Genomic DNA, 17,689 nt, shown 5'->3' with positions numbered 1-17,689 from the left:
GATGAGGGAAGGGGATGCCGTGTCGTCGATCACCGTGGAACGGACGGGTTTTGGAATCGTCGTCGCCGCCCCGGGCGACGCCGGGACAGCGTCCCTCCTCGATGGCCTGCCTCCGCTGCGAGCCGCGCGCTACCTGTTGGCGACACCCGCTCTGCAGCAGTCGCTGCGGGAGGCCGCGCCCGAGATCGTCGATGCGGTGCGGCCCCACCTCGACGGCACCGTCGTCGTCCCGTCCGACGGATTCGCCGGAGACGGCGCGGACGGCGCGGAGGCCGGCAGCGCTCGGCTGGCCCGTGTGCTCGGTGTTCCTGTCGTCGCGCCGGAGGGACGTTTCCTTCCGTGCCCGGGCACGCTGTTCTCCGTCGGGAGGGGGGACGGCTGGATCACCCGGAGTCCCCAGGGCGCGCGCGTTCCCACCGGACGGCGCTACCCGGCCCCGAGGTGGCAGCAGTACCTCCCTGCGAACCTCCTCGGGACCGCGCACATCCCCGCCGGACTCTGGGTGACCGCGGGGGCTGAGCCGCGCCACGCCGTCCGACTCGCGGGCATTGCGGTCAAGGACGGGCGGTTGCTCGTCGTCGTGGGCAGCCCGGCGGAGCCGGCGCCGAGCCGGGAGCGGCTGGAGGCGGTGCTGCGGACGCTGCCCGAGGAGGTGCGGTCGGCGGTGGTGCTCGTCGGCTACGGTCCCGGCAGCCTCGACGTCACCACCGTGCGCGACCTTGCGGCGACGCTGGGGCAGCCGCTCCGCATCGCCCACGGCGTCGAGATCGACGGGACGTCTGTCCGACTCGACGGCGACGAGACGACCACGCCGCCGACGTTCGCGATCGAGAGCGTGTGCGCCCCCGACGGATCCGTGTGCCTCGAACGCTGGGAGACGCCGCCCGGTCTCGTGCCCGCGTCCGCCGGCGGTTACCGCTTCGACGAAAGAGCGCGGGCGCGGCGCCGAGCGAGCGCGGACTGGCAGGTGCACATCGTCCCGACGGGGCTGCTGGTGGCTCCGGCGGGGGAGCGGCTCGTCGAGCCCGGCACCGCAACCGTGGTCGGCGATGCGCTGAGCATCTCCCTGCAGTGCGACGGCGCGCGGCGACCGAGGGGTCTCCCGCGGTTGCTCGCCCCCCTCCTCGCTCGCCTCGAGCGCCTCGGAAATGTCGTGATCCACCCGCTCGACGCCACCGCCCGGCGCGTCGTCCGCGACGCGTATCCCGGCCGGTGGGCGCCCATCGAGGCGCTCGCGTTGACCCCGGACGGCAGGCTCGTCGCCGCGACGAGGGATGCCAGCGGCGACACCCCCGAGGCAGACGGAGCGGTCTCCGTCGACGAGACGGCCGTCGGACCCACCGGGCACATGGACGCGGTGACGTCGTCGTCCGATCCTTCGGGACACCTGGTCGGCGGGTGGGCCCGCCCCGGCGCCACGGACGGCGCCCTCCCCTCGGGGGGCGAGGAGCCGCGATCGCCGGGGAGCCCGGTCACGGTCGTCGCCGTCGTGGGCGGCGAAGGCGAGACCCGACCCTCGAGAGAGCGGGCGGTCGGCCGTCGAGCCCGTGGCGCGTCGGCCGCGGCTGCCCTCGAGGGCGAGCACGCTGACGCGAACCGGTCGTCGCCTACTCCGCCCGAGCCCGGTGCTCTCTCCGTCTCCGACGTGGGGTCCGGCGCTCACAAATCGTCCACGCCCCGGTCGAGTGCCGCGCCGGCGGCGGCCGCGTCGTCCGCGCCCGCCGCGGAGCACCCGCGGGCGTCGTCCGACGCCGCCACACCGTCGGCCGCCCCGGCCCCCACGCCGGCCGCGTCCGTCTCGGCCGCCGCCACTCCCGCTGCCCCCGCCCCGGCCACGCCCGCCTCGGCCGCCGCCACTCCCGCTGCCGCCCCCGTCCAGCCCGCCCCCGCCCCGGCGACCCCGCCGGTCGGAGACCCCCCGCGTGCGGGCCTGACCCGTGCCCTGCAGGGATCGACGCTCACCCCCGCGCCCGGCCCCGCCTCTCGGACGGGGCGCGTCTCCGCCGAGCAACGGCGGACCGCCGCGCACGACCCCGTGGCCGGGGTGTCCCCGTCCGCTGTGGCGCCCACCGCGCCCGGTACACCGCAACCGACGACGACGGCGCCCGCGCAGACGACCGCGCCCGCACGGTCGACAGCGCCTGAACGGGCGACCCCGCCCGCGCAGACGACCGCCCCCGCTTCGCAGAGCGCCCTCGTGCCCGAGGAGACGGGCGTCGACCCGGTCGACGCGACGTCCTTTCCTGCCTCATCGGTGTCGGAGCGCGGGCCGGCCCCGTCCGGCGAACCGTCCGCCGTCGTCCTCCCGCGCCGTCTGCTCGAGGTCCCCGTCGACGTCCGCTCGACCGCCGAGCAGCGGCACGGCGTGCGGACGGCGCTCGGGCCGCGGTACGACATCGCCAGCCGCACGGTGTCGCACCTGCTCGCACAGCAGCCCGGCATGCGAGCCGCCACCGGCGACCGCTCCGCCATGCTGACGGGCCTCTCACTCGTGCGGATCTTCGCCGCGGAGCCGCACGCCGAGTACGACCTCGACTTCCACATCTGCCTCGCGGAGGGACTCGCGATGCTGCCCACCGCTCGGACGGTCGTCGTCCGTGGCATCCCGTCCGCCGCCGGTGCCGCACCGGGTGACGTCCTCCGGCTGCGGATGCCGCTTGTCGCCGCGGCCGCCGACGGCCCGGCGACCGGTCCGGCCGAGGCGCTGATCTGGACCACGAGCGGTCGTCGGCTCGACCGCGTGCTGCACGGTGCGACAGGGGCGGAGGACATCGCGCTGCCCGCCGGCATCCGCCTGCGCGTGCTGGAGGGCGTCGGCGGTCCCGCTGACCGGGTGCTCCTCGCCGAGGAGGGGACCGGGACCGAACCGGCGCTCGCGAGGCTCCGTTCGGCGGCGGAGGCGCGCGGCGACCTGCGTGCGCACACCGACGACCGTTGGCTCGGCGATCTGCCGTCGGCAGCGTGAGGAGCGGGGACGATGGACGAGCACACCTCGGACGAGAGACGTCCGTCGGGCCGCGGCACCCCGGGCGGCCTCGTCGGCCGGGTCGCGCGTCGTCTGCGGCCGTCGCCGCTGACGGTGATCGCGCGGGTCTTCGACGGTCAGCACGACGGCGACCCGTGGTTCGCGCCCGAGCACCCCGTGATCGTCGACCCGGTCGAGCGCGAAGACGTGCTGGGACTGCTGCGCTCCGGCGCCGTCATCCTGCACGCCGCCCAGAAGCTGCGCGACCACGTGGGCGACCTGGACGCGGCCGTGCCCGCCTCGCTCCGCTCGGACGGCGTCTGGGTCTGGAGCGACGCCTGCGCGTACTTCTTGGAGAGGTACTGGATCGCGCCCGATGCGGAGCTGGTGCGGCATCTGCGCACCGCGGGCCCGCCTCTCCCCGTGAACGCGAAGACCTGGCGGCGCCTCTCGGCGGCGATCCGCCCCGACGCCTGGAAGGGCACGACATGGCCTCTCGACTGACCGCACGGGAACGCACCGTGCTCACCGTTGCCGCCGACCTCCCCGATTGTCATCCGTCCATCGCGTCGGCCCTCGCCTCCGCCGAGGACGGCGACGTCATCTCGATCCGCCCGGGTCTGTACCGCGAGTCGCTGCTCGTCGACCGTTCCGTATCGCTGTCGGGCGTCGGGGATGCCGGCGAGGTCCGCATCGAGGGCATCGACGGTCCCGCGGTCTGCAGCACGGCGGAGGCGCGGATGTCCGGCCTCACCCTCGCCCGGACCGACGGCGACGTGGCCGTCGACGTGGCCTCCGGGACGCTGTCGTTGGACGATTGCACCGTCGAGGCGTCGACGGAGGTCGCGCTCGTGGTACGGGCCGACGCTCAGTTGTCACTGCACGACACCCGCGTCGCGAACGACGCCGGTGCCGGTGTGCTCGTCTTCGAGGGCGGCCGGTCGGAGATCACCGGCGGCAGGCTCCACGACATCGCGACGACGGCCCTGGTCGTGCGAGGCCCGAGCTCCGCGCACATCGTCGACGTCGTCATCGCGTCGGCGTCCGGCGGTCTGCTGGTCGCCGACGGCGGGCAGCTGACGGTCGCACGCGGCCGGATCGCCGATGTCACCGGCGCCGCGATGACGGTCGAAGGCGGAGCGAGCCTGGATGCCACCGGCACGGTCATCGTGGACGGCGGCGGCATCGGGGTGCTGGTCACATCCGGGGGCTCCGCGACCCTGGCGGACATCACGATCCGCAATCCCCGCGGCCAGGGCGTCGTCGGCATGGCCGACGCGGTCATCGACCTGTCCGGGGTCGGCATCCACGACGGCGCGACCCACGCCCTGCACCTCGTCGAACGTGCGCAGGTGACCGCGAGGGCGTGCGAGCTGCGCGGTGCCGGGCACGATGCCGTCGTCGTGGCGGACTCCGCGTCGGTCACCCTCGTCGACTCCACGATCTCCCGTCCGGCCGGGACGGGCGTGGTCGCGTCGGACGAAGCGACCGCAGCGCTGACGGACGTGCGCATCGTCGAGCCCGAGGTCGCCGGAGCGATCGCGCGGGACACGGCTCGGCTCGTGCTCGAAGGCGGCTCCCTGCGCGGCGGGCGGCAGGGCGCGGTGTGGCACGGCTCGTCGACGGGTGCACTTCGACGGACTCGCTTGCGAGACGTCGCCGGCGACGCGGTCCACGTCGATCCCGACGCCGATGTCGAGCTCGAGGAACCGCCGGTCGGTGACGACGGGCACGAGTCCGAGGTGACGGCGGTGGAGCGGCGTTCCCCGGCGGAGCCGGCGGCAGCTGCCGATGCCGACGACCGCCCGGACGGGGCGAGCGAGCTCGATCGCCTGCTCGCGGAGTTGGACGAGCTCGTCGGGCTCGACAGCGTGAAGCGCCAGGTCGAGACGCTCGTGCGCATGCATCAGATGGCCGAACGCCGCGCCGAGGCGGGCCTGCCTTCACCTCCCATCTCGCGGCATCTGGTGTTCGCCGGTTCGCCGGGGACGGGTAAGACGACCGTCGCGCGACTGTACGGGCGGATCCTCGCCGCGCTCGGCATCCTGCGGACCGGCCAGCTCATCGAGGTCGCGCGCCCCGACCTCGTCGCGGCCGTCATCGGCGGCACCGCGATCAAGACGGCGGAGATGTTCGGTAAGGCGCTCGGAGGCGTCCTCTTCATCGACGAGGCGTACGCCCTGTCCAAGGACAGCGGCTCGAGCAACGACTTCGGAGGCGAGGCGATCGACACGCTCGTCAAGCTCATGGAGGACCATCGCGACGACGTCGTGGTCATCGTCGCGGGGTACACCAACGACATGCGCACGTTCATGGCCGCCAACCCCGGTCTGTCGTCGCGCTTCTCCCGGACGGTCGAGTTCGCCGACTACTCCTCCGCCGAGATGGTGACCATCGTCGAGGGGCTGTGCCGGGTGAACCACTACAGCCTCGAGTTCGAAACACGCGCGGCGCTGCACGACTACTTCACCAAGCTGCCCCGCGATGAGACCTTCGGCAACGGCCGCACGGCGCGGAAGGTGTTCGAGGAGATGCTCGGGCGTCAGGCCTATCGGCTCGGCAGCCTCACGGAGGTGGACGCGCTCACCCTCACGCGCCTCGTGCCGAACGACCTGGGCCCGCTGCCCGGATCCGCGATCGGCGCCGGCGTCGGCCGCGTCGACGAGGAACGCGTCGAGCAGCTGCTCGGAACGCTGCGCGAGCTGGTCGGGCTCGACGACGTCAAGACCGAGGTGCAGGGGATGGTCGACCTCCTGACGTCGGCGCGCCGCAGGCAGGCGGCGGGGCTGCCCGCGCCCTCTCTCAGCAGGCACCTGATCTTCGCGGGTCCTCCCGGCACGGGCAAGACGACGGTCGCGCGTCTCTACGGCTCTCTTCTCACGGCGCTCGGGGTGCTGGCGCAGGGCCAGGTCACCGAGGTGTCGCGCGCCGACCTCGTCGGCGAGTACGTGGGGCACACGGCCCGGAGGACGACCGAGGCGTTCGACCGCGCACGCGGCGGCGTGCTGTTCATCGACGAGGCCTACACGCTGGCGTCGGGCGGGGGCAACGGTGCGGACTTCGGAAAGGAGTCGGTGGACACGCTCGTCAAGCTCATGGAGGACCACCGCGACGAGGTCGTCGTCATCGCGGCGGGCTACGAGCGCGAGATGGACCAGTTCCTCGCGACCAACCCGGGCCTGGACTCGCGCTTCTCGCACCGTGTGCGGTTCGCGAACTACACGCCCGACGAGCTGGTGACGATCGTGAACCAGCACGCGACCAGCTCGGGCTACGAGTGCACGGGCTCGACCGTCGCCGCTCTGCGCGGGCACTTCACGGCCGTCGACCGCACCGCGTCATTCGGCAACGGCCGATACGCGCGACAGGTCATGGACGCCGCGATCGCCAACCACGCCCGCCGCACCCGCACGATCGAGGATCCGTCGATGGACGATCTCGTCCTGCTTCTGCCGGAGGACATCCCCGCGGCCGGCGTCATCGGCGCCTGATGCCGGACACGACATCACCCGCCGGGTGCGGACCCGGCGGGTGATGTCTCGTGCGTTTCAGGCGACGAGAGCCGCGCTCTGGGAGCGGATGGCTCGCAGCGCATGGAACACGCGGCTCTTGACCGTGCCGATCGGGACGCCGAGCCGCTCGGCCGCCGCCGCGGCGGTCTGATCGGCGAAATAGACCTCCGCGAGCGTGGCCCGGTGCACCGGCGACACGACGGCGAGAAGTTCCGTCACGACGACACGGTCCTCGACCTCGTGCGCGGGGTCGTCGACGGATGCCGTTCGTTCGGCGTCGAATTCCGACCAGGCGATCTCCGCCGGACGGGCCCGACGGGCGCGGTGATGATCCATCGCGATGTTGTGGGTCACGCGCGTCAGCCACCCGCGCACCGACCCGCGCTGCTCGGTGAGGCGGTCGAGGTGGTTCCACGCGCGCAGCATGGTCTCTTGCACGACGTCCTCCGCGCTGGCGGTGTCGCCGTCGAGCAGACGCGTGGCGTAGCGCACGAGACCACGCCGGTGCGTGGTGACGAGCTGGTCGAAAGAGGTCGGGGTGTTGTGTGCGGTCGGGGCCGGGGGGATGCCCATGGACGAGTCCTTCCTTCGGTGGACGGTTCTCTTCGATCGTCCGACCGCGCGGAAAGGCTGTCTCTGGGCTCATCCCCCGTGTCGGGTCGTCGTCCCGACGCGGCGGGTAGGGCTGTCCCTACCCGCCGTCACGTGCTGCAGCGCACAGCTGTCGGGTCGTCGCCGACGAGGTCCTCCCATCGCACATCGGAGAACGTCAGGTCCAGGGCGCCGGTGCCGAACGCCACGAAGGGGGTGTCGACGGCGCGGGGGTCGAAGCCCGAGACCGTGAAGCAGGCGGCGGGGACGATGACGCGCTGCGTGGCTCCCTCCGCGAGGGTGTTGATCGTGCTCGTGATGTCGACCGCGCCCCCGCAGGGATATCCGCAGTGCGCGGCGACCTCGAAGAACGTGGCCGCTCCGCTGTTGCGTGTGACGTCGAAGACGAGCGCTCCGCCGCCGTCGGCGATGTCTTCGAGGTCGATCGTCGCGCCGGAGCTCTGCGCGTACAACTGCGCGGGGGAGTCCCCCGTCCACACCGCGTGGAAGCCGGCATCCGTCTGCGTCAGCTGGAGATTCGGGCGCGAGGCCTCTTTCTCGTCCAACGGGGTCACGCCCCACACGCCCGCCGTGTCGCTCGACTGCACGAACCAGTTGAGTCCGGTCGTCGAACTGCCGTCGGTGAGGATGGGGAAGGCGAGGGTGGCGGTCGTGGTCTCGGCCGCGGCGGCGGCTGGTGCGGGCGCCGCGACGACGGTGGGCGGGGCGCTCGCCACCGGGCTTGCCGCGGTGCTCGCCGCCGTCGGGGTTTCACCGCGTCCCGACCACGAGGCGGCGGTGACGATGGCGGCGCCGGCGACCGCGGCGACGGCGAGACCGGCGAGGAGCATCGAGCGGCGACGGACCCGGGGGCGTCCCGTCGTCCCCGGGGCGGAACTCGCGAGGATGGTCGTCGGGAGGGGATTCGCGGTGGCCGTCTCGAGGGGGGCGTCGGGCCGTGCCGGCATGGTGTGATCGGATCCCGCTGCCCACGCCCGCGCCCGTTCGGCTGCCCCGAGGGCGACGGTGAACTTGGGAAGGTGGGTGGCGGCGATCGGCTTGCCGATCGACGACACCTCTTCGGCCACGAGGGGGATGCGCGACGACCCGCCCGCGAGGACGACGACGTCCACGTCGTCGGGATCGAGGCCCGCCGAGGCGATCGAGCGCAGCAGAGCGGCGACCGCTGTCTTCACCATGGGGCGGATGCTGCTCTCCAGATCGGGCCGTGTCAGGGTGATCGCCGTCTCGGCTCCGTCCAGGTTCAGGCGCACCACGGTCTCTTCGTGGACGGACAGCGCTTCTTTGGCGCTCGTGCACGCCTCGTCGACGGAGGACAGGATCGCGACGTCGTCGGGGTCGGCCGGATCCAGGGCGGACAGACGTCCACCCAGACGTTGATCGATCAGGCCCCGGACCGCGTCGTCGAAATCGTCGCCGCCGAGATGCTCGATTCCCTCCGGGGTGCCGAGCACCTCGGGCCCACCGTGTGCGACACGGAGGACGGCGGCCTCCGTGTTCCGGCCCCCGAGGTCGAAGACGGCGAGGATGTCGCCCTCGGCCAGTCGGCGATCGCGCGCGAAGAACGTCGCGGCCGCGACCGCATCGGCCACGATCTCGTCGACGCGCACGCCGGAGAGCTCGGAGATGCGTGCGAACTGCTCCCGGCGGTAAGGACCCCACGCGGCGGGACACGTGACGACGACACGCTGCGGCGCCTCGTCGTACTGCTCGGTGACCGCGGCGACGACGTCGCGGAGTTGCGCGGCCATCAGCGCCTCGGGCGCGGTGCCGACGCCGCCGACGAAGATCGGCGTGGGGTCGCCGAGCCGCCTCTTGAACCCCCGCACGAGTCGCGTCCGGTCCTCGGGCGCGGCATCCATCGCAGCCTGGCCGGTCAGGATGGTGCCATCGGCGGCGACGAAGGCGACGGAGGGTTCGACGAGGTGCGGCGTCAGGTGGGCGGCCCGCACTCCGGCGTCGTCGCCCACGGCGACCGCGATCGAGGTCGCTCCGAGGTCTACGCCGATCGAATATGGCATGGGGCTCCTTCCGGTGTCCGAGCTCCCTCTCGAACCCGGATACGAAGCAGACACTAGATGAATAGTGTGAACGGGTCCTCCCCGGCTCCGCGGGGTCTGTCGCCGGGGGCCGCGATAGCATAAGGGCGCGCGGGTCGAACGCCGCGCGACGCAGGAAACGGGGCTTCGATGCGGGTGGCGATCGCCGACGACGGCACGTTGTTCCGTGAGGGGCTGGTCATGCTGCTCGCCGCGGCGGGTCACGACGTCGTCGCCGCGCACGACGGCGGCGATGAGCTTCTCGCCACGCTCGATGCGGAGCAGGTGGACATCGCCATCCTCGACATCCGGATGCCGCCCGGCGAAGAGGGCGGGTTGGTGACCGCCCGAAGGATCCGGGCGCAGTTTCCCGACATCGGTCTGCTGATGCTGTCGCACTACGCCGAGTCGCACTTCCTGCGCGCGATGCTCGAGATCGGCACGGAGGCCATCGGATACCGTCTCAAGGAGCGCATCGCCGGTGTGCAGATGCTCAACGACACGTTGCAGCGCATCCACGCGCGCGAGATCGTCATCGAGCCCGTCCTCGCGAGCCGACTCATCGAGATCGGGGAACATCGTGACGGCGCGATGGCGGGCCTGGGGGAGCGCGAACTGGACGTGCTCCGACTGATGGCGGAGGGGCGAGCGAACCGGTCCATTGCGGAGCAGCTGTTCGTCTCGGTGAAAGCGGTCGAGAAGCACGTCGCGTCGCTGTTCGTGAAGCTCGAGATCCCCGGTGACGCCACGATGCATCATCGTCGGGTGCTCGCCGTGCTGAGCTATCTGCAGGCGCAGAAAGTCGGTGGGGCCGGCAGATGACGGCGCGGAACGTGCCTCGTCGCGTCGTGGACGTCATCGCCACGACTCCTCGCGACGCGCTGCTGCTCGCACTCCTGCAGAACCTCGCCCTCGGCCTGGCCGATCGTGAAGCGCCCACGCCGCGGCTGCGGCTGCTCCGACGCCTCGAGGACGGGCATCTTCAACGGCTGGCCTCGTGGCCCGAGAACGAGGAGGGCTCCGAATCCGCGCGTGCCGATCCTCACGTCGTGCCCGGCGTCGGGGTCCTGGAGATCGTGCCCCCTCCCGACCTCGCCGTCGCGAGACGCCGACGGCTGCTCGTGGAGTCGTGTGCGTGGCTCGGGGCGACCGTGCGGGCCGACCGTGCCCTCAGAGAGCTCGAGCGCGCTCGACAGGACGCGCTGTCGAGTGAGCAGGACGCCGAGCAGGCCGAGGTCCGCGCCGCCCGCGTCCGCGAGGGGGAGCGCATCCGGCTGGTGGACAGCATCACGACGACGACCGTCGCCGACGTCGCCGAACTCCGCCGCCGGCTCTCGACGCCCGCGGAAGCCGTGGAGTGGCCGGCCGTGCACGCGCTGACGGAACGCCTCATCGACGAGCTCCGCGACACGGTGCGCGGGGTCTTCCCCGCGATGCTGCCCACGTGCGGCGCAGAAGAGACGCTCCGCGAACTCGCCGCGGCGTCGGTCTCTCCCGTCACCGTCGTCGGCGATCTGGGGCGGCGGACGAGCTGGGACGTGGAGTCGGGCTTCTATCACGCCGTGGCCGGCGTGCTTCGGGCGATGGCGCGTACAGGAGTGCCCCTGACATTGGCCCTTCACCGTGCGTCCGGGCTGGTCGCGGCGGTGCGCGGCGGCGGACTGGACGGCGACGCGGTCGAACGGGCGCTGCGGATGGAGATCGAGCGCATCGGCTCGCTCGGCGGCGAGCTCAGGGTGCGGGAGCGAGCCGGCGGGGAGGTCGAGGTCGTCGTCGAGATGCCCGACCGCGGTGACGTGAGCTCGCTGCCCCTCTCGATTCGGCAGATCGCCACGCGTCCCCTCTTCGCCCGCGTGTCCGCGCTCGTGGATGCCGCGGGCCTGCCGGACCGGGAGCTCGAGGCCTGCCGTGACGCGCTGGCCGCCCCCGTGACCCTGCTCGTGGTCCAGGGGCCCTCGCCGGCGCCCATGCCGGGCGTGCAGACGGTGCTCTGCGACGAGGCCGCCGATGCGGCGCTCGGCACCGAGGTGCGGGATCGTCAGGGCCGCTGGGGTTCGATCGACGCGGTGGTGTGCGCCCTCGCGCCGCGTTCCGGATTCGTCGACGCTCTATCGAGCGAACAACTCGTGTTCCGTGACGGCGTCGCACCCGCCGAAGCCGTCACGACGCTCTCGGCGAGGGCCCCGGTGCTCCTGGCGCGCCGAGCGCTCGACATGCTCTCTGCGTCGGCGTCGCGGGCAGGGGTCACGCCACTGCTCTGGGAGATCGACAGACTGCGGTCTCACTCCTTCGAGCTCGTCGAGGACGCGCTGCTCGACGAGTACGCGCGGGGTACGGCGCACTCGATCGTCGATGCCGACGCCGCGCTCCTCCTCGGCGCGGCGGGCGGTGATCCGCGGGTACGCCTCGGTCTTCTCCCCGACGCCGACGACGAGCAGGTGCACGCGGCGGCTGCCGCCGCCGTCGAACGGTGGCAGCGCGCGGCGGCTCGACCGGGTCTGGGTGGTTCCGGACAGCGGGCTGTCGAGGCGCTGCAGCGGAGCGCGGCCGGTGTGCTCGATCGCGAGAGCTCTTCGTCAGTACGGCACGCTGGCTGAGATGCGTGTCCCGGTGCCGCGGGACGAGTCGACGTCGAGGACGCCCCCGATCGCCTCGATGCGATGGGCGAGGGAGGCGAGACCGCCCGCTTCGCCGCTCGCGGTGAACCCCGGTCCGTCGTCGCTCACCCGGACGAACGCACGGCCGCCCTCCAGTCGCGCCTCGACGAGGATGCGCGCCCCGGGCGCGTGGCGGCGGGCGTTGCCGACGGCCTCGAGGGCGAAGAAATACAGCGCCGACTCGACGACGGGGAGCAGTCTCGAGATGTCGGTGCGGACCTGCACGTTCGCGTCCTCGAGTTCGACGAGAGCGCCGCTGAGCCCGTCCCGCGCCAGGATCGGCGGCAAGACGCCTCGCGCGGTGGTGAGCAAGAGCCGTTCGGCCGTGTCGAGCTGTTCGCGCAGGCTGGCGAGCCGCTCCTCGCCGCCCTGCTCGTGCTGCTGATGCTCGGCGATCGCCATCGTCATGCGAAGGGCGACGAGATGATGCTGAGCGCCGTCGTGGAGGTCGCGCTCGAGGCGCCGTCGCTCGTGTTCCATGTCGGCGGACGCGCGCCAGCGGACATCGTCCCGTCGGCGCACCGCTTCCTGGCGTCGACGTCGGGCGTGCCACACCCCGTCCTCGGCGGCGTAGGGGGTCAGAAGCAGAAGGAGTGGCTGCCATGCGCCGGCGCCGGGCATCGCCGCGGCGGGTGCGACCGTGGCGATGATGTCGGGATCCGTTCCGAGTCGGAGGGTCGCGACGTCGTCGTCCGGGGCGGTCTCGCGGGCGCTCCAGCTCAACGCCTTCGTCCCGAGCCGCAGTTCGCACCGATGCGCGCCGATCGCCTCCGCGACGGTCGCGAGCAGGGTCGACGGCGGAGGAGGGGTGTCCGATGCGGTGAGCGCCGTGGTGAGCGCATCGCCGATCACTTCTTCGGCGCGCACGCTGCGACGCTATCAGCCTGTCCGTCGGCGAGAGCGGTGCCGACCCGGCGGGGACGGCCGCGCGGCAGCGCTGCGCAGATGCCGGGGTCCTCGTCGTCGCCCCAGCGCTGTCGACGGGGAATCGAGCGATCCGGGTCGCCGCATCGCCGGGCCGGTTCCCGATGCTCCTACTCTGGATTCATGGCCCGCGACGCGCACGACGACCAGGAGCAGCGCGCTCTCCGCGCCATCGAGGCCATCACCGCCGGTGCGGACATCGGCGACGAGGCGTTCCGACTCGCGAACGAGTTCACCGACCGCCACACGTCCCGGCTCGGCGCATGGGTGAAGCGCCGCCGCCGCCGCTGACGAGGAGCCTCAGACCGGCCACTCCCGCGCTTCGAGCCGTTCCAGCAGCACTTCTGCCGCCGAGCCCTCCATCGCGCGGACCCATCTCTGCGTCTCCGACCCGCTCGGCGACACCGTCCGCCCGCGTTCGCCGCGTTCGAGTCGCACGTCGACCCGGCCCGCCGCAACGCTCACTCCGCGCAGAGCCCCCGCGGCCACCATCGCGGCGAGCGGATCGTGTAGCGCGCAGCGGCGGTCGGGAAAGACTCCGGCGTAGAAGTCGAGGTAGTGCGGCAGCATGCGCGCCAACGCCTGCGGCACGGCTCCCGGGATCGCTTCGAGGCGCACGAGGTCGGTGGCATCCAGGGTCTGCGTCATCGTGACGTCGAGGGGCACGAGCGTGGTGTCCCAGTCCTGCGCGAACACGACGGCAGCGGCTTCGGGGTCGTTGTGGATGTTGGCCTCGGCCCACGCGGTGACGTTGCCCGAGTGGGCGAACGCACCGCCCATCACGACGAGGTGGTCGAACCGCGCGACCCTGGGCGCCTCGGCGTAGGCCGCGAGATTTGTCAGGGGGCCGAGGGCGAGCACGGTGAGGTCCGGATGCCGTGACGCCACGTGGTCGATCAGCTCGACCGCCGCGCGGGCGTCGTGCGCGCGGGCCGCGGCGGACAGGGCGATACCGCCGAGCCCGTCGTCACCGTGCACGTGCGGAGCTCCGCCCGCGTAGGCGCGAGCGCGGAAATCGTGCGCGCCGATCGCGACGGGGATGTCGTCTTCGCCGGCGAGCTCGAACAGCGACAGGGTGTTGGCGGCGGCGCGGGCGGCATCCGTGTTGCCGGAGACGGTCGTGACGCCGACGATCTCGACGGACGGCTCGGCCAGCAGGTAGGCGAGGGCGAGGGCGTCGTCGATGCCGGTGTCGCAGTCGACGAGGATCGGGCGGCGGTTCATGCGCGGACTCCGTAGGTGTCGAGGGCGTCGAGCGCCGGTTGCGAGGCGTCCTCGGCGACGGCGGCGGACCCCACGGCGCAGGCGCGAGCGAGGGCGTCGGTCTCGGCGTCTCCGCGGAGCAGCCCGACGACGAGCGCCGCGCAGAACGCGTCGCCCGCGCCGACGGTGTTGCGGACGGTGGTGGGCACTCCCGTGGCCGAGGCCACGAGCGCGCCGCGCCGGTAGAGTCGCGCACCCTCGGCACCGAGCGTCACGCAAAGCAGGGGAGCGTCGTGCACCTCGGGCAGCTGCGCGTACTCGGTCTCGTTCACGATGACGAGGTCGCACCGGTCGAGCACCTCGGCGGGCAGCGGCCGAGCCGGGGCGGCGTTGACTGCCAGGAAGCCCGCCGCGCGCGCGGCGGCCGAGACGACGGCATCCGAGACCTCCAACTGCAGCAGGACCGGGGATCCGGGCGCGATGCCGAGCGCGTCCGCGTCGATCGCGGCGTTCGCCCCCGGGCACACGACGATCGAGTTCTCGCCCGTCGCATCGACGACGATGAGGGCGGTTCCGGTCGCGGCATCCGCGGTCTGCACGCCCGAGGCGTCGACTCCGATCGCGGCGAAGCGCTCCCGGATGCCGTGACCCTCCGCGTCGTCCCCCACGGCGCCGATGAGTCGGACGTCGGCGCCGAGGCGGGCAGCGGCCACCGCCTGGTTGGCGCCCTTGCCGCCGGGGCCGCGGTCGAGCACGCCGTCGGCGACGGTCTCGCCGGGCCCGGGGGAGCGGTGGACACGGGCGGTGAGGTCGACGTTGATGGCGCCGACGACGGTGAGCTGGGGGGAGATGGCGGGGCCTTCCGATCAGTGGAGGAGGAGCTTGGCGACGATGAGCAGCGCCGACACCAGGGCGGCGCCCACCGCCGTGAGCGCGACGACGGGCGCGGACGAGCCGCGAAGACGCGCTCCCGCCGTGGCGACGACCACGAGGTACGCCACCGCGACGCCGACGCCCCACAGCAGAGCGGTGCCGAGGCCCACGCCGAAAGCGACGAGCAGCACGACCACGAGCAGGGGGAGGAAGGTGACCGACACCATCGGCGCGCCCACCGCCAGGTGGTGTCGGAGGATCTTCGACGGGCGGCCGGGCGAGGTATCGCCGAGCGTGTAGGCGAAGACGTGCGTGGCGAAGTAGACGAGGTTCGTGAGCGCGACCACGAGGATCACGTCGCTCAGGTCGGCCTCGCCGAGACCGATGAGCGTGGATGCCGAGACCAGGGCGCCGTAGCACCCGGCGCTGATGCGTTCGGCGGTGTCGGTGGAGAGGCGGCGCTGTCGTTCGGTGTCCATGGTTCGCTCAGCTTCTCGCGGGTCGGCGCCGCAGGCCCGCCGACACGATCGCGACGAGGGTTCCGATCGCGACGCCGATGACCGTCTCGATCACGCGGTCGCGCAGCAGCATCTCAGGCGCCACGGGAGATGCCAACGACACCATGAGCAGGGCGAGCGGTGTGATGAAGAGCATCGCGATGCCGTAGTTGCGGCCGACGAACAGCTCCGCTCCCGCCTGCAGGGCCACGGCGACGAGCAGGACGATCCAGGGCGGCAGGTCGAGGGCGAGCAGCCCCGCGGCGATCAGCACGCCCAGGAGGGTCCCGACGAGTCGCTGCACGCCGCGGATGAGGCGCGCGGTGACGTGCGCTCCGCCGACCGCGGCGACGGCACCGACCATCGCCCAGTACCAGTGGGTCCCGATGAGCAGGGCCCCGGCGACGCCGGCGAGAAGAGCGGCGACGCCGACGGTCGCCGTCATCTCCCACGCGACCGAGCCGATCGGCGGCCGCGTGCGAGTCGGGCGCCGCCAGGAGCCGCGCCGCGCGACGACGAAGACGCAGGTCACGAGCAGGCTCCACAGCACGCTCGCGCCGCCGACGACGAGCACGGTGAGGAACGTCGCACCGGTCGCGGGGAAGCTCGCGGTGGCTCCCGCGGCGAAGACGGCGAAGAGCGCGCCGGGCGGATGCCACTGGGTGCGGTAGGCGAAGAGGGTGACGACCGCGGCGAGGATCGCGACGACGGCGACGCTCGCGATGGCGGGGGTGGCGAGGGTCGAGAGGGCGGTGCCGATGAGCATGCACGAGACCAGGACCGTGCCCGCCACGGCCTGCATGCGCACGCGCGCGCGGGGGAGGTCGGTGCGACCGTACAGCGCGGCGAAAGCTCCGAAGCTCGCGTAGACGCTGAGGTCGAGCCGGCCGAGTGCCAAGAGGACGAGAAGCGGGACGCCGATGCTCAGGACGGCGCGAAGTGCCACACGGTGATCTCCGCGGTGCGGTCCCACGCGGATGACCCCGGTCCACACGCGCCCCCGGGATTCCGCCATCCCTCCAGCCTACGCGTCGAGATCACGGGCGCCGGGCGTCCCGCGGGGGAGCCGGGACAGGCGCGCATGCCGCGGCGTCAAGGGTGTGGCATCCCTCCCGCGATCTGATGGGGTGGTGCGATGGATGCCGAACGCGAGAAAACCCCGATCGAGCCGGGCCCCGAGCCCGACACGTCGACGGCGGCGGAGGGGGCGAGGTCGGATCCGTCGCTGGACGAGGACGATCAACCCATCGTGTGACGCTTCGATGTCGAACGGTGCGCGGGAGCGCGGAGAAGCGTTCTGCGTAGGGTGGGAAGCCCCGACCCGAACGAGGAGAGACGTGTTCCGCACGCCCCTGACCCTGTTTCGCACGCTCGCGATCGCCGAGGCCGTCTCGTGGACGCTTCTCATCGGCGGGCTGATCCTGCGCGCCGCGGCCGACCTTCCGGCTGCGGTGTCGATCGGCGGCGGCATCCACGGCTTCGTGTTCCTCGCCTACGGGGCGACGGCCATCCTCGTCGCGCTGAACCAGCGCTGGGGCGTCGGTCCTGCCGCCCTCGCGGTCGTCAGCGCCGTGATCCCCTACGCCACGATCCCCACCGAGATCTGGCTCCACCGCACCGGGCGTCTGCGCGGCGCGTGGCGCCTCGACGACAGTGGCGACCCGCGGGACCGCCGACCGATCGACCGGTTGCTGCGGTCCTTCCTGCGTCGACCATGGGTGCTCGCGCTCGTGCTCGTCGCGGTGGTCGCCGTCGTCTTCGTCGTGCTGCTGACCGTCGGCCCTCCGGGAGGCAAGGGCTGAGGTCGCGCTCCGCGTCAGCGCACGAGGATGCGCACGCTCGCCGGCACGATCCGGCAGGTCGCGGTGAACGTCTCGACCGAGCCCGACAGTGTGGCCGTCGCACGCCCCGCTCCCAGGAACGCGACCGTGCCGTCGTGCGCGTGGACGCTGGGGGAGCGGTCGGAGAAGTGGCGCATCTCGCCACCCGAGTGGCTCGCGAAGGCGAGATCGAGCTCGACGGCGACGATCGGGCCCGTCTCCGAACTCACGCGCCAGTCGATCGCGGCGAGTCCGCCGCCGCGACTCGTCATCGACAGCGTCGCCGACCCGCACTCCTCCCCGCCCACCGCTTCGGTGCGCAAGGGCTCCGACGGGGGCGTCGTGTCGGCACCGCAGAGGTCGACGCCGTGGAGGCGGGCGTAACCGCGGCCGTTGTCGGTGATGCTGGAGCAGTCCGCGAGGAGCGGAGCCGTGAGGGCGTCGGAGAGCGGATCGGCGCGGACACCGCCGGATGGGGGAGCTGCGATCGCGGCGGCGCCGGGAAGGAGCAGCGCGACGATCACAGCGACGAGAGCGGCGGCAGTGCTTCGAACCCGCACGGCGCACCTCCTCGTCGACGTCGGTCA

Annotated in this window: 15 protein-coding genes; 7 read left to right on the top strand and 8 right to left on the bottom strand. The window is 72.8% G+C overall.

Annotation, left to right across the window (positions count from 1 at the left end; genetic code table 11):
- Positions 1-19 precede the first annotated feature (19 nt).
- From MTE01_RS16965 to MTE01_RS04595, 3 genes are read left to right on the top strand one after another with little or no spacing between them, the layout of a single operon-like run.
- The gene (locus MTE01_RS16965) at positions 20-2,965 is read left to right on the top strand and encodes a hypothetical protein (protein ID WP_170210609.1); all 2,946 of its coding nucleotides are present in this window, start codon (positions 20-22) and stop codon (positions 2,963-2,965) included.
- Positions 2,966-2,977: 12 nt separating this feature from the next.
- The gene (locus tag MTE01_RS04600; RefSeq protein ID WP_103206322.1) at positions 2,978-3,469 is read left to right on the top strand and encodes a hypothetical protein; all 492 of its coding nucleotides are present in this window, start codon (positions 2,978-2,980) and stop codon (positions 3,467-3,469) included.
- Complete coding sequence (locus MTE01_RS04595) at positions 3,454-6,456, top strand: AAA family ATPase (RefSeq protein WP_141375974.1); 3,003 nt, start codon at positions 3,454-3,456, stop codon at positions 6,454-6,456. Before MTE01_RS04600 ends, MTE01_RS04595 begins: the two co-directional genes overlap by 16 nt.
- A 57-nt stretch (positions 6,457-6,513) precedes the next feature.
- Here MTE01_RS04595 and MTE01_RS04590 read toward each other — a convergent pair whose 3' ends face one another.
- Together MTE01_RS04590 and MTE01_RS04585 are read right to left on the bottom strand one after the other, a co-directional pair.
- Entirely contained in the window at positions 6,514-7,050 is a 537-nt protein-coding gene (locus MTE01_RS04590; RefSeq protein ID WP_116238974.1) for a sigma-70 family RNA polymerase sigma factor, read from the bottom strand.
- Positions 7,051-7,178: 128 nt separating this feature from the next.
- Complete coding sequence (locus MTE01_RS04585; RefSeq protein WP_141375972.1) at positions 7,179-9,110, bottom strand: Hsp70 family protein; 1,932 nt, start codon at positions 9,108-9,110, stop codon at positions 7,179-7,181.
- 168 nt (positions 9,111-9,278) lie between these two features.
- Between MTE01_RS04585 and MTE01_RS04580 the strand changes: the two genes are divergently transcribed.
- Together MTE01_RS04580 and MTE01_RS04575 are read left to right on the top strand one after the other, a co-directional pair.
- Positions 9,279-9,950: a response regulator transcription factor gene (locus MTE01_RS04580; protein WP_141375970.1), complete on the top strand. Its 672-nt coding sequence runs from the start codon at positions 9,279-9,281 to the stop codon at positions 9,948-9,950.
- An 11-nt stretch (positions 9,951-9,961) separates the two neighbouring features.
- Complete coding sequence (locus tag MTE01_RS04575; protein ID WP_141375968.1) at positions 9,962-11,725, top strand: hypothetical protein; 1,764 nt, start codon at positions 9,962-9,964, stop codon at positions 11,723-11,725.
- On the opposite strand, the gene MTE01_RS04570 is transcribed toward MTE01_RS04575, so the two are convergent.
- Positions 11,705-12,652 carry a sensor histidine kinase gene (locus MTE01_RS04570; RefSeq protein ID WP_141375966.1) on the bottom strand — a complete coding sequence of 316 codons (948 nt, stop codon included), beginning with the start codon at positions 12,650-12,652 and terminating at the stop codon, positions 11,705-11,707. The two genes, MTE01_RS04575 and MTE01_RS04570, sit on opposite strands and share 21 nt — an antisense overlap.
- 180 nt (positions 12,653-12,832) lie before the next feature.
- Here MTE01_RS04570 and MTE01_RS16960 point away from each other — a divergent pair, with 180 nt between their 5' ends.
- A complete protein-coding gene (locus MTE01_RS16960; protein WP_170210608.1) occupies positions 12,833-13,000 on the top strand; it encodes a hypothetical protein in 168 nt (55 codons plus the stop codon).
- A gap of 9 nt (positions 13,001-13,009) precedes the next feature.
- Here MTE01_RS16960 and MTE01_RS04565 read toward each other — a convergent pair whose 3' ends face one another.
- From MTE01_RS04565 to MTE01_RS04550, 4 genes are read right to left on the bottom strand one after another with little or no spacing between them, the layout of a single operon-like run.
- Complete coding sequence (locus MTE01_RS04565; protein WP_141375964.1) at positions 13,010-13,933, bottom strand: nucleoside hydrolase; 924 nt, start codon at positions 13,931-13,933, stop codon at positions 13,010-13,012.
- Positions 13,930-14,763, bottom strand: coding sequence for a ribokinase (locus MTE01_RS04560; protein WP_141375962.1), 834 nt, complete (start codon positions 14,761-14,763; stop codon positions 13,930-13,932). The genes MTE01_RS04565 and MTE01_RS04560 overlap by 4 nt, the downstream gene beginning before the upstream one ends.
- Positions 14,764-14,778: 15 nt before the next feature.
- On the bottom strand, positions 14,779-15,264 hold the full coding sequence (locus MTE01_RS04555) for a hypothetical protein (RefSeq protein ID WP_103206331.1): 486 nt from the start codon (positions 15,262-15,264) through the stop codon (positions 14,779-14,781).
- Between the two features lie 7 nt (positions 15,265-15,271).
- Entirely contained in the window at positions 15,272-16,297 is a 1,026-nt protein-coding gene (locus tag MTE01_RS04550; RefSeq protein ID WP_141375960.1) for an FUSC family protein, read from the bottom strand.
- 322 nt (positions 16,298-16,619) lie between these two features.
- Between MTE01_RS04550 and MTE01_RS04545 the strand changes: the two genes are divergently transcribed.
- Positions 16,620-17,084, top strand: coding sequence for a DUF3817 domain-containing protein (locus MTE01_RS04545; protein WP_103206333.1), 465 nt, complete (start codon positions 16,620-16,622; stop codon positions 17,082-17,084).
- Positions 17,085-17,098: 14 nt separating this feature from the next.
- Here the strand turns inward: MTE01_RS04545 and MTE01_RS04540 are convergent, their stop codons facing one another.
- Entirely contained in the window at positions 17,099-17,662 is a 564-nt protein-coding gene (locus tag MTE01_RS04540) for a hypothetical protein (RefSeq protein WP_141375957.1), read from the bottom strand.
- Positions 17,663-17,689: the final 27 nt, after the last annotated feature.

It is taken from the genome of Microbacterium testaceum, from assembly GCF_006539145.1.
GTDB classification, from domain to species: Bacteria; Actinomycetota; Actinomycetes; order Actinomycetales; family Microbacteriaceae; genus Microbacterium; species Microbacterium testaceum.
Note: the sequence above shows the minus strand (reverse complement) of the source record. Positions and strands in the feature narration are given on the sequence as shown.

Coding starts and splice junctions, on each gene's coding strand:
- MTE01_RS04600 (WP_103206322.1), top strand. CDS start 2,978: ATGGACGAGCACACCTCGGACGAGAGACGTCCGTCGGGCCGCGGCACC.
- MTE01_RS04595 (WP_141375974.1), top strand. CDS start 3,454: ATGGCCTCTCGACTGACCGCACGGGAACGCACCGTGCTCACCGTTGCC.
- MTE01_RS04590 (WP_116238974.1), bottom strand. CDS start 7,050: ATGGGCATCCCCCCGGCCCCGACCGCACACAACACCCCGACCTCTTTC.
- MTE01_RS04585 (WP_141375972.1), bottom strand. CDS start 9,110: ATGCCATATTCGATCGGCGTAGACCTCGGAGCGACCTCGATCGCGGTC.
- MTE01_RS04580 (WP_141375970.1), top strand. CDS start 9,279: ATGCGGGTGGCGATCGCCGACGACGGCACGTTGTTCCGTGAGGGGCTG.
- MTE01_RS16960 (WP_170210608.1), top strand. CDS start 12,833: ATGGCCCGCGACGCGCACGACGACCAGGAGCAGCGCGCTCTCCGCGCC.
- MTE01_RS04565 (WP_141375964.1), bottom strand. CDS start 13,933: ATGAACCGCCGCCCGATCCTCGTCGACTGCGACACCGGCATCGACGAC.
- MTE01_RS04555 (WP_103206331.1), bottom strand. CDS start 15,264: ATGGACACCGAACGACAGCGCCGCCTCTCCACCGACACCGCCGAACGC.
- MTE01_RS04550 (WP_141375960.1), bottom strand. CDS start 16,297: ATGGCGGAATCCCGGGGGCGCGTGTGGACCGGGGTCATCCGCGTGGGA.